Origin of the sequence: Longimicrobium sp. (assembly GCF_048594345.1) — a bacterium.
GTDB lineage: Bacteria > Gemmatimonadota > Gemmatimonadetes > Longimicrobiales > Longimicrobiaceae > Longimicrobium.
Map to the genome: position 1 here is coordinate 63,958 of NZ_JBMDXM010000125.1, position 16,825 is coordinate 80,782.

At 69.3% G+C, this 16,825-nt stretch carries 16 protein-coding genes; 10 read left to right on the forward strand and 6 right to left on the reverse strand.

What is annotated here, in order from left to right; genetic code table 11:
- Window positions 1-175 precede the first annotated feature (175 nt).
- Window positions 176-388 (reverse strand): heavy-metal-associated domain-containing protein, encoded by a 213-nt coding sequence (locus tag ACOJUJ_RS13980; RefSeq protein WP_420127504.1) that lies wholly within the window; start codon window positions 386-388, stop codon window positions 176-178.
- A gap of 203 nt (window positions 389-591) precedes the next feature.
- Between ACOJUJ_RS13980 and upp the strand changes: the two genes are divergently transcribed.
- The 3 genes from upp to ACOJUJ_RS13995 all read left to right on the forward strand — a co-directional run bounded on the left by upp (window position 592) and on the right by ACOJUJ_RS13995 (window position 2,815).
- A complete protein-coding gene (upp, locus tag ACOJUJ_RS13985) occupies window positions 592-1,233 on the forward strand; it encodes a uracil phosphoribosyltransferase (RefSeq protein WP_420127505.1) in 642 nt (213 codons plus the stop codon).
- Window positions 1,234-1,377: 144 nt separating this feature from the next.
- Window positions 1,378-1,959, forward strand: a complete 582-nt coding sequence (locus ACOJUJ_RS13990; protein WP_420127506.1) for an HD domain-containing protein — start codon at window positions 1,378-1,380, stop codon at window positions 1,957-1,959.
- A gap of 250 nt (window positions 1,960-2,209) precedes the next feature.
- Complete coding sequence (locus ACOJUJ_RS13995; RefSeq protein ID WP_420127507.1) at window positions 2,210-2,815, forward strand: YdeI/OmpD-associated family protein; 606 nt, start codon at window positions 2,210-2,212, stop codon at window positions 2,813-2,815.
- Window positions 2,816-3,319: 504 nt separating this feature from the next.
- Here ACOJUJ_RS13995 and rhaD read toward each other — a convergent pair.
- The 3 genes from rhaD to ACOJUJ_RS14010 form a co-directional block, all read right to left on the reverse strand.
- Window positions 3,320-5,389, reverse strand: a complete 2,070-nt coding sequence (rhaD, locus tag ACOJUJ_RS14000) for a bifunctional rhamnulose-1-phosphate aldolase/short-chain dehydrogenase (protein ID WP_420127508.1) — start codon at window positions 5,387-5,389, stop codon at window positions 3,320-3,322.
- A gap of 21 nt (window positions 5,390-5,410) precedes the next feature.
- Complete coding sequence (gene mtnA, locus ACOJUJ_RS14005) at window positions 5,411-6,496, reverse strand: S-methyl-5-thioribose-1-phosphate isomerase (protein ID WP_420127509.1); 1,086 nt, start codon at window positions 6,494-6,496, stop codon at window positions 5,411-5,413.
- A 540-nt stretch (window positions 6,497-7,036) separates the two neighbouring features.
- Window positions 7,037-7,279, reverse strand: coding sequence for a hypothetical protein (locus tag ACOJUJ_RS14010; RefSeq protein WP_420127510.1), 243 nt, complete (start codon window positions 7,277-7,279; stop codon window positions 7,037-7,039).
- 148 nt (window positions 7,280-7,427) lie between these two features.
- Between ACOJUJ_RS14010 and ACOJUJ_RS14015 the strand changes: the two genes are divergently transcribed.
- The 6 genes from ACOJUJ_RS14015 (at window position 7,428) to ACOJUJ_RS14040 (ending at window position 15,175) form a co-directional block, all read left to right on the forward strand.
- Window positions 7,428-7,937 (forward strand): DinB family protein, encoded by a 510-nt coding sequence (locus tag ACOJUJ_RS14015; RefSeq protein ID WP_420127511.1) that lies wholly within the window; start codon window positions 7,428-7,430, stop codon window positions 7,935-7,937.
- Window positions 7,938-8,599: 662 nt separating this feature from the next.
- Entirely contained in the window at window positions 8,600-10,015 is a 1,416-nt protein-coding gene (locus tag ACOJUJ_RS14020) for an alpha/beta hydrolase family protein (protein ID WP_420127512.1), read from the forward strand.
- A 158-nt stretch (window positions 10,016-10,173) separates the two neighbouring features.
- The gene (locus ACOJUJ_RS14025; protein WP_420127513.1) at window positions 10,174-10,383 is read left to right on the forward strand and encodes a CsbD family protein; all 210 of its coding nucleotides are present in this window, start codon (window positions 10,174-10,176) and stop codon (window positions 10,381-10,383) included.
- A 388-nt stretch (window positions 10,384-10,771) separates the two neighbouring features.
- Window positions 10,772-12,532 (forward strand): SWIM zinc finger family protein, encoded by a 1,761-nt coding sequence (locus tag ACOJUJ_RS14030; protein ID WP_420127514.1) that lies wholly within the window; start codon window positions 10,772-10,774, stop codon window positions 12,530-12,532.
- A 386-nt stretch (window positions 12,533-12,918) separates the two neighbouring features.
- The gene (locus ACOJUJ_RS14035) at window positions 12,919-14,217 is read left to right on the forward strand and encodes an aminotransferase class V-fold PLP-dependent enzyme (protein WP_420127515.1); all 1,299 of its coding nucleotides are present in this window, start codon (window positions 12,919-12,921) and stop codon (window positions 14,215-14,217) included.
- Window positions 14,218-14,344: 127 nt separating this feature from the next.
- Complete coding sequence (locus tag ACOJUJ_RS14040; RefSeq protein WP_420127516.1) at window positions 14,345-15,175, forward strand: carboxypeptidase regulatory-like domain-containing protein; 831 nt, start codon at window positions 14,345-14,347, stop codon at window positions 15,173-15,175.
- 371 nt (window positions 15,176-15,546) lie between these two features.
- Here the strand turns inward: ACOJUJ_RS14040 and ACOJUJ_RS14045 are convergent, their stop codons facing one another.
- Together ACOJUJ_RS14045 and ACOJUJ_RS14050 are read right to left on the reverse strand one after the other, a co-directional pair.
- Complete coding sequence (locus ACOJUJ_RS14045) at window positions 15,547-15,882, reverse strand: hypothetical protein (RefSeq protein ID WP_420127517.1); 336 nt, start codon at window positions 15,880-15,882, stop codon at window positions 15,547-15,549.
- A 54-nt stretch (window positions 15,883-15,936) separates the two neighbouring features.
- The gene (locus ACOJUJ_RS14050; protein ID WP_420127518.1) at window positions 15,937-16,416 is read right to left on the reverse strand and encodes an SRPBCC family protein; all 480 of its coding nucleotides are present in this window, start codon (window positions 16,414-16,416) and stop codon (window positions 15,937-15,939) included.
- A 107-nt stretch (window positions 16,417-16,523) separates the two neighbouring features.
- Here ACOJUJ_RS14050 and ACOJUJ_RS14055 point away from each other — a divergent pair, with 107 nt between their 5' ends.
- Window positions 16,524-16,742: a hypothetical protein gene (locus ACOJUJ_RS14055; protein ID WP_420127519.1), complete on the forward strand. Its 219-nt coding sequence runs from the start codon at window positions 16,524-16,526 to the stop codon at window positions 16,740-16,742.
- Window positions 16,743-16,825 lie beyond the last annotated feature (83 nt).

The window sequence follows — 16,825 nt, forward strand, 5'->3', positions numbered from 1 at the left end:
GGGCGGTCCGCCGCCCCGGCGTCGTCGTGTGTTGCCGGCGATCGGGGATGGACGATACGGGAATGAGCGGGTAAACCCGCTGCTGAGAAAGCGATAAGCCCCGTCTCGGCTCGTTACACTCGCCGAACGGGGCTTCACCTGCTCGGCTGCTCGAAGGCCGGCGCGCCGCGACGGATCAGGCTATGTCGGCGGTGTAGCCTTCTTCCGCGACGGCGGCGGTGAGTTGCGCGGGTGAAACGGCGGCGGGGTCGTATTCCACGCGCGCGGTGCCGCGCTCCAGATCCACGGTGGCGGCGGTCACGCCGTGCTGGCGGCTGAGTGCGTTCTGCACGGCCGACTTGCAGTGGCCGCACGACATTCCCGTAACGTTGAGCTGGATCGTTTCCATCTGCGTCAGCCTTTCTGTGTATCCGGAACCAGGTACCGACCCCAGGAGCAACGATGGTGCCCATCCCGCAGTCACCATCACACCATCACACCATCACACCATTACACCCGTTCACCCGTTCACCCCTTCCCCGCCCGCCGGGTTGCCGCGCTCGAACCCCGCGCATACCTTCCGCCCGCCAACGTCCATCCCCGGAGGAGCCCGTGCCTCACCAGTTTCCCAACCTCACCGTCATCGGCCACCCGCTGGTGCGCCACAAGCTGGCGGTACTGCGCGACAGCGAGACATCCAAGAAGAAGTTCAAGGAGCTGGTGGACGAGATCGCCATGCTGATGGCGTACGAAGTCACCAAGGACCTGCCGCTGCAGGCGGTGGAGATCGACACGCCGCTGGAGCGCACCACGGAGATGAAGCTGGCGGGAAAGAAGCTCACCGTGGTGCCCATCCTGCGCGCGGGGCTGGGGATGGTGGACGGGGTGGTGCGGCTGATCCCGTCTGCCCGGGTGGGGCACATCGGCCTGTTTCGCGACCACGACACGCTGCAGCCGGTGGACTACTACTTCAAGATCCCGCCGGAGCCCGAAGCACGCGACTTCATCCTCCTGGATCCCATGCTCGCCACCGGCGGCTCGGCGTCGGCGGCCACGGCGTCGCTCAAGCGCAGCGGCGCCACACGGGTGCGCTTCGTCTGCCTGGTCGCCGCGCCCGAAGGCGTGCAGCGCATGCTTGACGACCACCCCGACGTGCACGTGTACACCGCCGCGCTGGACCGCGAGCTCAACGATTTGGGCTACATCCTCCCCGGCCTGGGCGACGCCGGCGACCGGCTGTTCGGAACGAAGTAGGGACGGAAGGCAGCGTCGGCGCCGGCCTCAGTATCGGCGGTTGAAACCGCGGCTGGAAAATCACGAAATCCGCCTTCGCGGATTGTGGCGGACGCGCAGGTCAGCGCATGCGGATCAGCCGTTCGCCAAAACCGTAGAACTCGTATGGATGCAGGGGAGATCGCCGGCGTGCTGGAGTTCCTGCGCGCCGCGGAGAAGCTCAAGAGCACGCACCGCAGCGCCTGGACGTCCGCCGGCCAGCCGGAGAGCGTGGCCGAACACACGTGGCGGCTGTGCCTGATGGCGCTGGTGCTGAAAGACGGCTTTCCCGGCGTGGACTTCGCGCGGCTGGTGAAGATGTGCATCATCCACGACCTGGGCGAGGCCATCGGCGGCGACATCCCCGCCACCCACCAAATTCCGGGTCAGAGCAAAGCCGACCAGGAGCGCGCGGACCTGCTGGAGCTTCTGCAGCCGCTTCCCGCGCGTCTGCAGGACGAGATCACGGGCCTGTGGGATGAGTACGAGACGGCTGCATCGCCCGAGGCGAAGCTGGCGAAGGCGCTGGACAAGCTGGAGACCATCATGCAGCACAACCAGGGGATGAACCCGCCCGACTTCGACTACGAGTTCAACCTGGGCTACGGCAAGCGCTACACGAGCGGCGACCCGCTGATCGAGGAGATCCGCGCCCTTCTGGACCGCGACACCGCCGCCCGCGCCGCGGATTCCCGGGCAGAACCTTGAATCGCGCGAATCAGTCATCCTGAGGGAGCGCCGCGCGGATCCCGAAGCTACACAACCGCCTGCACGCGACCGAAGGACCTTCTCACGGCTTCCGCAGGGCTGGAGCCCGTGGCACGGGGAGGAGCCTTACAGTTTGGCCAGCAAGGTCCTTCGGCCGACGCGCCCGGTATCGCGGACAGGGAAGGACAGGAGCAGCGCCGCCCTCAGGATGACTGGCGCTGTGGCAATCAACTTCAAGGCAGGCCGAGTGATGGAGCCCACCTTCTTCCCCACCCCCGAAGATTTTCGCGCGTGGCTGCAGGCGCACCACGACCGGGAATCCGAGCTGCTGGTGGGGTTCTACAAGAAGGGCTCAGGCAAGCCCAGCATCACCTGGCCGGAGTCGGTGGACGAGGCGCTGTGCTACGGGTGGATCGACGGTATCCGGCGTAGCGCGGGCGAGGACGCGTACACCATCCGCTTTACGCCGCGCAAGAAGAAGAGCACCTGGAGCGCCGTCAACATCAACCGCGTGGCGGAGCTGACGGAGCTGGGGCGCATGCAGCCCGCCGGCCTCAAGGCGTTCGAGGCGCGCGAGGAAAGCAACTCCCGCATCTACGCCTACGAACGCGCGGATCAGGCGGCGCTGGATCCGGCGATGGAAGAGCGGCTGAGGGCAAATGGGACGGCCTGGACCTTCTTCCAGGCCCAGCCCCTGAGCTATCGCAAGACGATCGTGCACTGGGTGACGAGCGCCAAGCAGGAAGCCACCCGCCTGCGCCGCCTGGACCAGCTCATCGCCGACTCCGCCGCCGGCAACCGCGTGGGCCAGTTCGTCAGTCCCACGGGCAAGAAGGCGAAGGAGACGAAGGTGTAGGCGCGCTCCGGACGGGCCCTCTCCCCCGACCGGCCTTTTGCTCGTTCCTCGCAACGGCGGTCGACCCCTCCCCCAACTTCGGGGGAGGGGTTGGCGTGAGGGAAGGTGCGGTGCGCTCCGGAGGCAATCGAAGCGGGATCGACCTCTCCCCTCTCCGTGAGGACCGCACGGGGAGGGGCCGGGGGAGGGGCACACCGTCGGGCGCCAGTTCGATGCATGTCGAAGCGCCACCCGCTCCGACGGGCCCTCTCTCCCGACCGGCCTTTTGCTCGTTCCTCGCAACGGCGGTCGACCCCTCCCCCAACTTCGGGGGAGGGGTTCGTTGTGCGGGAAGGTCCCGCGCGCTTTGGCTGGTTGTACACGCCCGAGACTCCACGCGCGACGGGCGTCGACGATACGAGCAGGTGAAGCCCCGCCGGGCGAGTTCCGCGAGCCCGGCGGGGCTTATCGCTTTCCCAGCAGCGGGTTTACCCGCTCATCCGAAAGCCCGCGGCCACTCTCGCTCTACCGTACGAACGCCTCGCGCACACCTCCATCCACCGGGAGCATGGTTCCCGTGGTGCGCGAGGAGCGGTCGCTGGCGAGGAAGAGCACGGCTTCCGCCACGTCCTCTCCTCGGACTTCAACCCCGAGCAGGGTGCGGCCGCGGTAGACGGTCTCCAGCTTGTCGGGATCGACGCCGTAGGCGGCGGCGCGCTGGTCGCGGATGGCGTCCCACAGATGGCTGCCGCCAAAGATGGCGTCGGGGTTCACCATGTTCACGCGGACGCCCAGCGGCCCGCCCTCGATGGCCGCCACGCGCGCCAGCTGCGCCTCCGCCGCCTTGGACGCGCTGTACGCGGCGAAATCCTTGCCCGGCGCCGTCACGTTCTTGGTCGCCACGAAGACGATGGCGCCTCCCCTGCCCTGCCGCCGGAAGTGGCGCAGCGCCGCGCGCGTCACCAGAAAGTGCCCCGTGGCGTTCACCGCCATCGAACGCTCCCAGTCCGCCAGCTCCAGCTGCTCGATGGGCGCGCAGTGGGCGATGCCGGCGTTGCTGACGATCACGTCCACGCCGCCGTACTCCAGGGCCGCGCGCTCCAGCGCCGCGTCTACGTCGTCCGCGCGCGTCACGTTCAGCGGCACCGCCAGCGCGGAGCCCGCGCCCTCGGACTTCACGATGGCGGCGGCGACCTCCTCGATCCCATCCGCATCCACGTCCGTCGCGATCACCTGCGCGCCCGCGGCAGCCAGCCGCAGCGCGATGGCGCGGCCCAGCCCGTTCGCCGCGCCGGTGACCAGGGCTACGCGGCCGGCCAAGTCGCGGGCGGGCGGCGCGAGGGTCAGCTTGTACAGCTCCAGCGGCCAGTACTCCGCCCGGAATCCGTCACCCTCCGGCAGCGAGCGGTAGCCGCCCATCGCCTCCGCGCCGGCCATGATGCCGAGGGTGTGCAGGTAGATGTCGCGGGCCAGCACGGCCATCTTCGGCGTCCCGCCGATCGTCCACATCCCGATCCCGGGAACGAGGACGATGCGCGGCGCCGCCTCCGGCGTGGCCTCGTCCGTGCGCCAGCGCTGCACGTAGGCGTGGTAGTCCGCCCGCCAGCGGTCCAGCGCATCCGCGAAGCTCCGGGCAATGCCGTCCGCATCCGCCGGATCGTCCACGTCCACCCACAGCGGCAGGCGCTTGGTGGTGAGGATGTGGTCCGGTGTCGCCGCGCCCGCCGCGGAGGCCGCGCGCGCCCGTTCGGATCCCACGAACTCCAGCACCTCCGGCGTGTCCGTGTAGCGCGCCACCACGTGCTTCTCGCGGCTCAGCGCCCCGCGGATGACCGGCGCGATCGCCGCCGCCACGCGCCGCCGCACGTCGTCATCCAGCCGGTAACGAGGCTCGGCGGCGAAGACGGGCGCCGAAGTCCGCGCGTCCACGTGCGCCTTCGCCATCGCGACCAGCTCCAGGTGGCGCTGATACGCCTCTTCCGGCGTGGCGCCCCAGGTGACGGCGCCGTGGTTGAGGAGGATGAGGCCCAGCGCGTCCGGGTTGGCCCGCACCGCCTGGCCAACCTCCTTCGACAGCAGAAAGCCGGGGCGGCGGTAGGGGATGCGCAGCACGCGATCGCCAAACGCGTCCAGGCAGGCGCGCTCCGGATTGGGAGTGTTGACCAGCGCCAGCACCGCGTCCGCGTGCGAATGGAAGACACTGGCCGCGGGGATAAAGGCGTGCAGCAGCGTCTCGATGGACGGACGCGGCGACGTGGGCTCCGTCAGACAGCGGGCCAGGTACGCCACCATCTCCTCGTCCGTCATGTCGCCGCGGTCGATCAGCGGCAGCACGTCGTCCAGCCGCACGCCGGCGAAGTCCGCGCGGCGGATGGTGGCCAGGTCAGACCCGCTCCCCTTGACCCGCAGCACGCGCAGCGGCCGGTCCAGCACGTCTTCCTCATCCACCTTTACGGAGGTGTTGCCGCCGCCGCGCAGCACGAGCGACGTGTCCGCGCCCACCGCCCGCGACCAGCGCACGCAGGCGTCCAGCGCGTCCTCAGGCGCGACCGGGGCGTTCTGGGGGAGGGAGGCCGCGGGGGTGGCGGAAGTCATCAGGGCGTTTCGGTGGATGGATCAGGCGGCCGCGGGACGGGGCTCCGCGGTGGGAAACACCTCCACCGGCAGCGCGCCGGCGGGGTAGACGCCGGCCTCGGTGACGTACGCCGTCACCAGCCGCGCGGGCGTCACGTCGAAGGCTGGATTGCGCGCCGTACAGCCGGGCGAGGTCACGCGGATGCGGCGCATCGTTCCCTCGTCGTCCGGCCCGGTCTGGTAATGCACCTCGTCCGGCGAGCGCTCCTCGATGGTGACGGCGCGCCCTTCCGGCACCGACGCATCGAACGTCGACGGCGGCGCGGCGACGTAGAAGGGGACGCCGAACTCTCTCGCGCACACGGCTTTGGCCAGCGTACCCACCTTGTTGACCACGTCGCCGTTGGCGGCGATGCGGTCGGCGCCCACGATCACCAGGTCCACCTCGCCGCGGCTCATGAGGTACGCGGCGGCGTTGTCGGCGATCACGGCGTGCGCGATCCCCTCGCTTCCCAACTCCCACGCGGTCAGGCGGGCGCCCTGTGCGCGGGGGCGCGTCTCGTCCACCCACACCTGCACGCCGCGGCCGGCCGCCGCGGCCGCGTACACGGGCGCCAGCGCGGTGCCGTAGTCCACCGTGGCCAGCCAGCCCGCGTTGCAGTGCGTGAGCACGCGCGCACCCTCCGGCACCAGCGAGGCCCCATGCCCACCAATGCGCCGGCATCCTTCCACGCTCTCGTCCGCCAGCGCCCGCGCGGCTTCGAACGCCGCCTGGACAGCGTCAGCCGGATGCGCGGCCGCCTCCGCGGCGCGCCATACGTGCTCGGTGCCGTGGAACAGATCGCGCGCGGTGGGGCGCGTGCCCTCGATGAAGGCGCGTGCCGCCCGCGCGTACGGCCACGGATCGCGCGCGTCCGCCTCGCCGAACGCCTGCGCCAGCGCATACGCCGCCGTCGCACCGATCGCCGGGGCGCCTCGCACCGTCATGTCGCGGATGGCCTCCGCCGTGGCGCGGTGGTCCGCGCACGCGACGAGATTGAAGGCGAACGGCAGTCGGTTCTGGTCGATCAGGTGCACCGTGCCGCCCTCCATCCAGACGGTGCGGTACGGCGTGCCGTTGACGCGCATGGCGAGCGGTGTGGAAAGGGCCGAGCGGCGACGATCATCCCGTCGCGGATACGGCCAACGCTACCCGCGCGACGGGGGCAGGCGCAAGTGTCTGGCGGTACGCCGAGCACGCGCAATCGAAGTGGCGGAGCGAAGGAAAGGAGCGGACCGGCTCGGGTGCGTTCCCGCAGGGACCCTCTCCCCCGACCGGCCTTTTGCTCGTTCCTCGCAACGGCGGTCGACCCCTCCCCCAACTTCGGGGGAGGGGTGGTGTGAACGGACGGTTCCGGTGCGCTTCGGCCAGTTGTCGTGCGCCTGACACGCCGCGCGGTGGGCCTCGACGACATAAGCAGGTGAAGCCCCGCGGGCGAGCTCCGCGAGCCCAGAGCGGGGCTTATCGCTTTCCCAGCAGCGGGTTCACGCGCTCATCCCGCGCCGCTCATCCTGTCGTGCTCGTCCTTTATGTGCCCCGCGCAAAGGTCCGCACCGGCGCGCTGCCGGTGCGGACCGCGTCACGTACTTTCGTACTTCGTACCCCGTACCTTCGTACCCCGTACCGCCCTACCCCCGGGCGTGGACGGTATCCTTCCCCTGCTCCTTCAGCACGTCCGCCAGCGCCATGATGGCGCCGGTGGCGATGGCCCATCCCAGCATCATGCCCACGCCGCTCTGGCGCTTGGCCTTGCGCGGCAGCCGCGGCGCGCCGCCACGCGTGTGCAGCGCGCTGCGCGTGTAGTTGCGCGCCATCTTGCTCGCGGCCGTCCCCGCGATCATCCACAGAAGCTTCCCCGCCAGCTTGCCCATGCATCCTCCCGGGTGACGCGTTGATCCCTGTCGCGAGTGGCGCGGCGTTGCAGGAGGCGCGCCACAAAGGTTTTACGGCGTCCCCGTCGCCCGCGCGGCGCCAGGCGTATAGAATAGAGGGAGATCACCAGATGACGAGGAGCGGTGGATGAGCAAGCCCGAAGTGTGGCTGCGCGGGGAGCGGGTGGAGGGGATCGGCGCGGGGCTGCAGCCGGTGGCGCACGCACTGCTGCAGGCGATGGAAGACGTGGAGCACGCCGCGTCGTCGCTGTCGGTCGAGGAGCTGTGGACGAAGCCGGGCGGCGCGGCGTCGGCCGGCTTTCACCTGCGGCACCTGGCCGGCAGCCTGGACCGGCTGACGACGTACGCGCGCGGCGAGCAGCTGTCCGACGATCAGCTGGCCGCACTGCGGGCGGAGGGGGAGCCCGGCGCGTCGGCGACGGACGTCATCGCCCACGTCCGCGCGACCATCGAGCGCGCGCTGGACCAGCTGCGCGCGACGCCCGACGCATCGCTGGACGAGCCGCGCGAGGTGGGACGCGGGCGGCTGCCCAGCAGCGTGCGCGGCCTGCTGTACCACGCGGGCGAGCACACCTCCCGCCATGCGGGCCAGGTGATCACGACGGCAAAGATCGTCCGCGGCCTGGCCGGCGGCTGAGAAGGTGTCGCCCCTCCCCCCGGCGATCAGTCATCCTGAGGGAGGCGCCGCTCCGCAAACTGCTTGCACGCAAAGGGTTGGCGCCGAACGAAGGACCTTGTCTGCTTGACCGAGGGATCTGAACGGCTACCGAGGGCTGGGCCTGGCGCGACCCGACAAAGATCCTTCGGTCGCGCGCAAGCTTCTGTGGTTAGTAGATTTATGGGTTGTGCGCTCCCTCAGGATGACAGTGTGCTACTGTTGGGGGTCGCTAAACGCAGCAAACGTTGACTTCCTGAGAGGCGCCGCTCCGCAACTGCTTGCACGCAAAGGGTTGGCGCCGACCGAAGGAGCTTGTCTGCTTGACCGAGGGATCTGAACGGCTCCCGAGGGCTGGGCCTGGCGCGACCCGACAAAGATCCTTCGGTCGCGCGCAAGCTTCTGTGGTCAGGACAGTTACGGACGTGCGCCCCCCCAGGATAACATCGTGCCTCCATGGGGAGCAGGTGAGGTTTGGCAACACACCGCCAAGGCGCAGATTCGAACATCCGCGGCGTGCTCAGCCTCCGGTTCAGGAGCGGGCGAGGGTCCGCCACGAAGAAGCGTCGCGGCGGCGGAAACGTAATCGAGCACGGCGACACCGACGTGCGTTGCCCGTCGATACACACAAGGAAGGAATTTCCATGAGGATGATCCATGTTGCCCTAGCGCTCGGCGCGCTGGGCGCGGCACAGCCCGCTGCGGCGCAGCAGAGCCCACTTGTTGGCGGGTGGGGCGGCGCGCTGGAGGCGGGGGCGATCCGGCTGCGGCTCACGCTGACGGTGGCGGACAGCGCCGGTACGCTGTACGCCCGCTTCGTCAGCGTGGACCAGGACGGCTCCGCGTTCCCGGCCACCGTGGAGGTGCACGGCGACTCCGCGTTCTTCGAGGCGGCGATGATCGGCGCCCGCTACCGCGCCGAGCGGGTGGGCCGCGACACGCTGCGCGGCCAGTGGCTGCAGGGCGCCGGCGCGCTGCCCCTTACCATGGTACGCGGCGCGGACGTGGGGATGGTGGTGCGTCGCCCGCAGCTGCCGCGGCCGCCGTTTCCGTATCGCGAGGAGCCGGTGACCGTGCAGTCCGTGCCTGGCGTAACGCTGGCGGGGACGCTCACCCTGCCGCCGGGCGCAGGGCCGCACCCGGCCGTGCTGCTGGTGAGCGGATCGGGCCCGCAGGACCGCGACGAGACGCTGCTGGGCCACAAGCCGTTCCTGGTGCTGGCGGACTACCTTGCCCGCCGTGGCATCGCCGTGCTGCGCCTGGACGACCGCGGCGTGGGCGCCTCTACCGGCGCGTTCGCCGCGGCCACCTCCGACGACTTTGCCCGCGACGCCCAGGCCGCCGTGCGCTGGCTGCGGGCGCGGGCGGACGTGGCGGACGACCGCGTGGGGATCGTAGGGCACAGCGAGGGCGGGCTGATCGCGCCGCTGGTGGCGTCGCGCACGCCGGAGGTGGGGTTCATCGTGATGCTGGCGGGCCCCGGGACGCCGTCCGCGGAGCTGCTGATGGCGCAGGGCGCGCTCATCAGCCGCGCCGGCGGCGAATCGGGGCAGGAGATCGAGCGGACCGTCGCGCTGCAGCGGGAGCTGTTCACCGCCATCGCCACCGAAGCCGACAGCGCCGCGCTGCACGCCCGGCTTACGGACCGGGTACGGCGGTATCAGGCATCGCTCACGCCGGAGGAGCGCGCCCGGCCGGACGCATCGGACGCAACACTGGAGGCGGCCGTCAACCAGCTGATCTCGCCGTGGTACCGCTGGTTTTTGCGCTACGACCCGGCGCCGGCGCTGCGGGCCACGCGTGTTCCCGTGCTGGCGCTCAACGGCTCGCTGGACCTGCAGGTGCCCGCGGACGAGAACCTGGCGGCCATCCGGCGCGCCCTGCAGGCCGGCGGCAACCGCGACGTCACGGTGGAGAAGCTGCCGGGCCTGAACCACCTCTTTCAGACCGCCCGTACCGGTGCCCCGTCGGAGTACGCGGAGATCGAGGAAACCTTCTCGCCCGCGGCCCTGCAGCGCATCGGCGACTGGATCGTGCAGCGCTTCGGGCCGCGGCCGTAGGCGTTTCGGTTGATACAGATGGCCCTGGCCCCGCGGCAGCTGTTTCGCGGATGGCGTTCGATGTGATGCGGTGGCAACGATTTATCCGTATGTGGTACGGCTCTTGCCTTTCTCCCTGACGAGGCGGATGGGGACCGAAACACCTTCCCGAGGAGGGGATGATGGCAGACGAACGCAACCTTACCGAGCGTGGTATCGACAACTCGATCGAGGGCAAGCTCAAGCATGCCGGCGGCCACATCAAGGACGCCATCGGCGGCCTGACGGGCGACAAGAGCCTGCAGACCGAGGGCAAGGTGGACCAGCTCAAGGGCAAGCTGCAGGACGGCCTGGGCAGCGTGCAGCGCGACCTCGACAAGCCGCTGTAAGTCCGGCAGCCGCGCAGTAAACTGAAGCCCCGTCCGGCACCGCCGGACGGGGCTTCGGCGATTTACAGGTTGATCCCAACCGCGTCCGCGGAGTGCCCCTCCCCCGACCCCTCCCCGCTCGTTCCTCGCGGAGAGGGGAGAACACCACGTAAAACCCTCACTTTCCACGCGCACGACACCCGCCCACAACCCCGCGCCTTCCAATCCACGAAGGTGGATTTCGTGTAGTTGTTGCCGCGAATTCATTCGCCTTTGCCGCGGCTGCACGGCATCCGTCCAGGCGGACGGCACGTCATCGGATCAGGGTGTGATAGGGGGCTGGCGGGATTCGCGAAGAGGCGCCACTTTGTGCACTTCGCGCCTCAGCCAGCCCATCGATCCGCCGCCCATGTCCAGCGAAACCCTGCCCGCCGTGCTCACGGCCGACCTCCTGTTCCGCCTGGCGGGAGACACGACCTATCTCCGCGGCCTGGCGTACGCAAATGAGGACCGCGTAGAGGATCTGGTGATCCAGGATGGCGTGCTGGTGGCGCACGTGCGCGGCACCGAGACGTACACGGTGCGCCTGGATACCGAGAAGCCCGGCCTTTCCTTTGATTGCACCTGCCCGGTGGGAGACGAGGTACGGTTCTGCAAGCACTGCGTCGCCGTGGGATTGACGTGGCTGCTGGCGCAGGGCGAGACGCTGGTGATCACCACCCCGAGTGCGCGGCCCGCCGAACCGTCGATGGACCGGGTGCGCGCCTTTCTGGAACGGCAGGATGCCGACAGCCTGCGGGCCATCCTCCTGGCGGAGGTGGACGTCAACGAGAACCTGCGCGAACGCCTGCTCCTTCGCGACGCGGCCGGCGGGTCGGACGAGGGCTCGCTCAAGCGGCTGCGCGCCGCCATCGACCGGGCCACGACCATCCCCGACTTTGTCGACTACGCCGAAGCGACCGCGTACGCGGCGGTGCTGGACGAGATGGTGGACGGCATCGCGTCGGTAGCGGGTGCGAATCCGGCCGCCGCCATCGAGCTGCTGGAGCACGCCATCTGGCAGGTTGAAGACGCCATGCAGTCCGTCGACGATTCCGACGGCAGGGTGGGCGACGTGCTGCGCAGGCTGCAGGAGATTCACCTCGACGTCTGCACGGAGGCCCGGCCCGATCCCACCGCGCTTGCCCAGCGGCTGTTCGAGGGCGAGATGCGGTCGGACTTCGACAGCTTTTACGGCGCGGCGGAAACCTACGCGGAACTGTTGGGCGACGCGGGGCTCGCGGAGTATCGCCGCCTGGCCACCGCCCGGTGGGACCAGCTTCCCGCCCTTCGACCCGGCGAGCGCGACGCGGACCCGGGGATGGATCGCTGGCGAATCACGCACATGATGGAGGGGCTGGCAAAAGCCACCTGCGACGTGGAGGAACTCGTCGCCATCCGCAGCCGCGACCTGTCACAGCCGCACGCCTTTCTGCAGATCGCCGAGATCTATCGCGAGGCGGGAAAGTACGACCGGGCGATGGAGTGGGCCCGACGAGGTCTGCAGGCGTTCCCGGCTCACCAGGACAGCCGTCTGCTCACCTTTCTGGCGGATGAGCATCATCGGCGCGGCGAGCATGAGCAGGCGATGGAGCTTGCCTGGCAGCTGTTCGCCGCGCGTCCCTTTCTGGCGGATTACCAGCTTCTCAAGCAGCACGCGGACAGATTCGGTGCGTGGAAATCGTGGCGGGAGCGCGCCCTCGCCCGTATGCGCGAACGCGCAAGGAAGCGGACGGCGGGGATGATCCACCTGCCCGGCAGGGCGCCGGACGAACGGTCGGAGCTGGTGAGCGTATTCCTGTGGGAGGGCGACGGCGAAGCCGCCTGGCGCGAGGCGCAGGAAGGCGGATGCTCGGCGAATCTCTGGCTGCGGCTGGCCCGCATCCGCGAGGCGGAGCACCCGGATGAGGCGCTTGCGGTGTATCGGAAACAGATAGATCACATCCTGATTGCCACCGGCGACCGCGCGTACAGCGAAGCCGTCAAGCTCCTGCCCCGGATTCGCGAGACGATGAACCGGGTCGGTGAGGACTTCGCGACCTACCTTACCGGCCTGCGGACCACCCACAAGCGCCGCCGCAAGCTGATGGAGATGATCGACCGCTTCGAACACCAGCTCGCACACCGCTGAGTGCCTGCTGATCAACCGCTTGCGGATCGGTTGATAACGACGGGGCGGCGCCGGACCACCGGTGCCGCCCCATCATCATCTCGATAGAGGATCGCGCACCACTTGGGTGGTGTCCCGTTTGCGGACGCGCCGGTGCATGGGAGCCGCACACGGTCGGGCCGCCGAGTCCACGAAGGTGGACTTTGTGTAGTTGTTGCAGCGAATTTATTCGCCCTTGCAGGCGGAACGACACCTTGCCCGTGTAGATCTCAGGGCTTCATCCGCCCGACCGAGATCACTCGCCCGCCGCGTCACCTGATCTCCGCCATCACGCTGGATTGCCCGCCCGCCCCCGTTTATCTTGCGGCGTTCCCCTGCCCCGCCTCTCCTCGCTCGCCGGACTCCGCATGATCTCCCGCCGCCGCTTTCTCGCCACCGCCGGCGCCACACCGGCCGCCGCCCTGTTCGCGCCGTCCGGGCGGGATGCGCTGCGAGAGATCACGGAGGCGCTGGCGCGGCGGCCCGGTACGCCCCAGCAGATCGCGGAGGACGAGGATTTCTGGTTCACCGTGCAGCAGGCGTTCACGGTGGACCGGTCCATCATCAACCTGAACAACGGCGGCGTAAGCCCCAGCCCCGCCATCGTGCAGGACGCGATGAAGCGGCACCTGGACTTCAGCAACCAGGCGCCGGTCTACACCATGTGGCGCGTGCTGGAGCCGCAGCGCGAAGGCGTGCGCGCCGGGTTGGCGCGGATGTTCGGCTGCGACGCGGAGGAGGTGGCGGTGACGCGCGGCGCGTCGGAAAGCCTGCAGATCTGCCAGCAGGGCTTTGACCTGCGGCGTGGCGACGAGGTGGTGACCAGCGATCAGGACTATCCGCGGATGATCACCACCTGGCAGCAGCGCGAGCGCCGCGAGGGCATCGTACTGCGCCAGGTATCGCTCCCCGTCCCCGCGGAGGACCCGGACGAGGTGGTGCGCCGCTTCGAGGCCGCCATCACGCCGCGCACCCGGCTCATCCACATGAGCCACATGATCAACCTGACGGGGCAGATCCTTCCCGTCCGCGCCGTGGTGGAGATGGCGCGCCGGCGCGGGCTGCCGGTAATCGTGGACGGCGCCCACGCGTTCGCGCAATTTCCGTTCACCCGCGACGAGCTGGGCGCGGACTACTACGCAAGCAGCCTGCACAAGTGGCTGTACGCGCCGCACGGCACCGGCCTGCTGTACGTGCGCCGCGACCGCATTCCCGGCGTATGGCCGCTACAGGCGGCGGATGCAAAGCTGGACGCCAACATCCGCAAGTTCGAGGAGATCGGCACGCATCCGGCCGCCAACTTCCTTGCCGTGGCGGAGGCGCTGATGTTTTCGGAGGGGATCGGGCTGGAGCGAAAGGCGGCGCGGATGGTGTACCTGCGCGACCGCTGGGCCCGCGCGCTGATGCGCCACGACCGCGTGCGCATGAACACCAGCCTGCGCCCCGGCTTTGCCGTGGGCCTGGCCAACTTCAGCATCGACGGCATCGAGCCCGGCGCGCTGGTGCAGCACCTGTTCGACAAGCACCGTATCCTGGCCACGCCCATCGTCCACATCGCCGTCAAAGGCGTCCGCATTACCCCCAACGTCTACACCACCCCCGCCGAGATCGACGTCTTCATCGCCGCGGTGGAAAAAGTCATCCGCGACGGGCTGCCGGCGGCGTAGGTCCAGATCGCCACCCGCGCGAAAACCACGGCGATTCAGGCGGATTTCCAAAAAGCTGGCGCGACGGATATCCGCATTCGTACAATAGGAGATCCCTCGACGCGACCCTCCCCGGGATGCACGCACGATGCGCCGGATCTCGCTGCTCATCTGCCTTCTTTCCGTCTGCGCCGTCCCGCCGCTGGCCTCGCAGGTCCGCATCGACGGCATCGTCATCGACGACGCCACGGGCCAACCCATCCCCGACGCGCAGGTGCGGGTGCACGACGGGTGGGCGGGATGGCGCAGGCGACACGCGGATTCCGTCGGCAACTTTAGCGTGACGGTGGGCCGGCTGGGCGTGTTTCGCCTGCAGGTGCGCAGCCCCGGCTACCCGGACGTGGCGGGCCAGGTGGTCACCGGGGCGTTTCCGTACCAGAACATCGAGGTGCGGATGCGGAAAGGGGAACAGGTGAGGATTCCCGTCACCGTGCTGACGCGGACGCAGCAGATTCCATCGCCACGGCAGCTGGGCTTTCACCACCGGCTGCGCAACGGCGGCGGCGCGTACGTGACCCGGGAGCAGGTATCGGCGGTGCGGCCGGGGTACATCAGCGACATGATCGCGCTGACGCCGGGCGTGCTGGTGCGCCGCACCGGCCGGCTGGGCGAGAACCGCTTTCTGTTCGCGCGCCGCGAGGCCGAGGGCAGCGGCGTGCAGGGGGTGGAGTGCCCGCTGCGGGTGCTGCTGGACGCCCAGCTCGTGAACTCGCGCTCGGCGTCCGGCGAGTTGGAGCCGGCGATGGTGGATTACACCGTGGACCAGACGCTGGTGGACGGAATCGAGATCTACCTGGACCCGGCCGCGGTCCCGGCCGAGTTCCACAGCCCGGAGGCACGATGCGGCGCCGTGCTGATCTGGACGCGCCGCCAGGTGCACCCCACCTCCACCACTGCCGACGCCGGCGCGGATCCCTGATCCTGAGCCTGAGAAGTTGTCCAAAACTCTACCAAGGGCTTGATTTCCTGAGGGAGGCGCCGCTCCGAGCCCGTTGATGGAGAGGCACTTTGGCGCCGACCGAAGGACCTTGCCCGCACTTGAACGGCTCCCGAGGAGCTGGCCCGTCGCGACCCGACAAAGATCCTTCGGTCGCGCGCATGCTTCTGTGGTTATGAAAGGTACGGAGGTGCGCTCACTCAGGATGACACCGTGCCCCCTTTGTGAGCAGGTGAGGTTTGGCAACACCCTCTGAGCCCTGTCGCCCGGTTCACGGATGCACGAAAGCCCCGCCAGCAGAGCGGGGCTTTCGAATTTTGCGCAGCACCAATCGTGGCGACGTGGGGATGGATTCACTCCGCCTTCCACGGCTCCGGGTTCCACGGCGGCAGGTCGCCGTCGGCACCCTCGGCCTTCCACGGCGGCAGTTCGTCGTCATCGTCATCGGTTGGGAGCGCGTCCTCGGGCGGGGTCTCCCACTCGTCCAGGTACGGCGTGCGGTCGTGCGGCCAGTCGGGCGCGCGGGCCAGATCGCCGATGAAGTCGACCATCTCCCAGAAGTTGTCGATCGCCTCCTCGCGCGTTTCCCCCTCGCCGTAGACGCCGGGGAACGCCTCGGACGACGCGAGAAACTCATCCCCCTGGGGCGCCACGTCGGGCTCAAGGTTCCAGCGATTGAACGTGCTCATGCTGTCGCGGAGATCGGGTTCGAGCGGCCGCGCGGGCCCGGCCGCCGGGCCGCGCTACTCCCGCAGAAACTGCGTCCACTCATCCGACTCCGCAACGCTCTTGATCACGGCGTTGCGGCGCTCCAGAAAGCGCGTCATGTAGCGCCGCAGCACCACCGTCTCCGCGATGCGCCCCAGCACGCCCAGCGGCGCGGCGAAGCGGAACTCGTCGCGCAGCACCGTGCCGCCGTCGGGCGTGGCGTCGAACCAGTGGTCGTGCTCCATCCAGGCGAACGCGCCGCGCACCATCACGTCCTGAAAGTACGCCGGCCGATCGTACGCGCTGATGCGGCTGGTGAGGCGCTGGCGCACGCCCAGGTGCCACGCGCGCCACGTCACCGTCTCGCCCAACCCGATCAACCCGCTCGTCCGCCCGGCCACCGGTACCTCGCGCGTCCAGCTGAGCGAACGCGTGTGCAGGTCGATGCTGCGCGTAAGGTCAAACACGCGCTCGCGCGGCGCGGCTATGCGGGTGGACAGGCGGATGGTGATCATGGTGCCAGGGCTCCAACGGGTACACTAAGCGACGGTTTGCGCAGTAGATGGCGTGGGCACATCTTTCCTGCTCACCAGGAGGAACCCACGCGATCAGGAGGATGCAGATGTCCCGACGGATCCAGGTCAGCCGCCTTGCCTTTGCCGCCGCCGTGGCGGTATCGATCGGCGCCGGTGCGCAGAGCGCGTTCGCCGTCCCCGCCTCTGCCGAAGGTCGCGACGCCGTGTGCTACTCCGGCGCCTGCCACCGCGAGTGCCGCGACAACGGCTGGGTGAGCGGCACCTGCATCGGCGGCCAGACCGGCTGGTGCGAGTGCTGGGAGTAGATGGAGAAGCAAACGTGGGGCCCGGGGTGGCCCACCCCCCCGCCCCCACCGACAACACCAACCGAAACACCCTCCCCCCCCCC

What these genes read in the sequence shown, in the direction of transcription:
- ACOJUJ_RS13990 (WP_420127506.1), top strand. Translation starts at nt 1,378, where the DNA reads ATGGATGCAGGGGAGATCGCCGGCGTGCTGGAGTTCCTGCGCGCCGCG.
- ACOJUJ_RS14025 (WP_420127513.1), top strand. Translation starts at nt 10,174, where the DNA reads ATGATGGCAGACGAACGCAACCTTACCGAGCGTGGTATCGACAACTCG.
- ACOJUJ_RS14020 (WP_420127512.1), top strand. Translation starts at nt 8,600, where the DNA reads ATGAGGATGATCCATGTTGCCCTAGCGCTCGGCGCGCTGGGCGCGGCA.
- ACOJUJ_RS14050 (WP_420127518.1), bottom strand. Translation starts at nt 16,416, where the DNA reads ATGATCACCATCCGCCTGTCCACCCGCATAGCCGCGCCGCGCGAGCGC.
- ACOJUJ_RS14030 (WP_420127514.1), top strand. Translation starts at nt 10,772, where the DNA reads ATGTCCAGCGAAACCCTGCCCGCCGTGCTCACGGCCGACCTCCTGTTC.
- rhaD (WP_420127508.1), bottom strand. Translation starts at nt 5,389, where the DNA reads ATGACTTCCGCCACCCCCGCGGCCTCCCTCCCCCAGAACGCCCCGGTC.
- mtnA (WP_420127509.1), bottom strand. Translation starts at nt 6,496, where the DNA reads ATGCGCGTCAACGGCACGCCGTACCGCACCGTCTGGATGGAGGGCGGC.
- ACOJUJ_RS14045 (WP_420127517.1), bottom strand. Translation starts at nt 15,882, where the DNA reads ATGAGCACGTTCAATCGCTGGAACCTTGAGCCCGACGTGGCGCCCCAG.
- ACOJUJ_RS13995 (WP_420127507.1), top strand. Translation starts at nt 2,210, where the DNA reads ATGGAGCCCACCTTCTTCCCCACCCCCGAAGATTTTCGCGCGTGGCTG.
- ACOJUJ_RS14010 (WP_420127510.1), bottom strand. Translation starts at nt 7,279, where the DNA reads ATGGGCAAGCTGGCGGGGAAGCTTCTGTGGATGATCGCGGGGACGGCC.
- ACOJUJ_RS14015 (WP_420127511.1), top strand. Translation starts at nt 7,428, where the DNA reads ATGAGCAAGCCCGAAGTGTGGCTGCGCGGGGAGCGGGTGGAGGGGATC.
- ACOJUJ_RS14040 (WP_420127516.1), top strand. Translation starts at nt 14,345, where the DNA reads ATGCGCCGGATCTCGCTGCTCATCTGCCTTCTTTCCGTCTGCGCCGTC.
- ACOJUJ_RS14035 (WP_420127515.1), top strand. Translation starts at nt 12,919, where the DNA reads ATGATCTCCCGCCGCCGCTTTCTCGCCACCGCCGGCGCCACACCGGCC.
- ACOJUJ_RS13980 (WP_420127504.1), bottom strand. Translation starts at nt 388, where the DNA reads ATGGAAACGATCCAGCTCAACGTTACGGGAATGTCGTGCGGCCACTGC.
- ACOJUJ_RS14055 (WP_420127519.1), top strand. Translation starts at nt 16,524, where the DNA reads ATGTCCCGACGGATCCAGGTCAGCCGCCTTGCCTTTGCCGCCGCCGTG.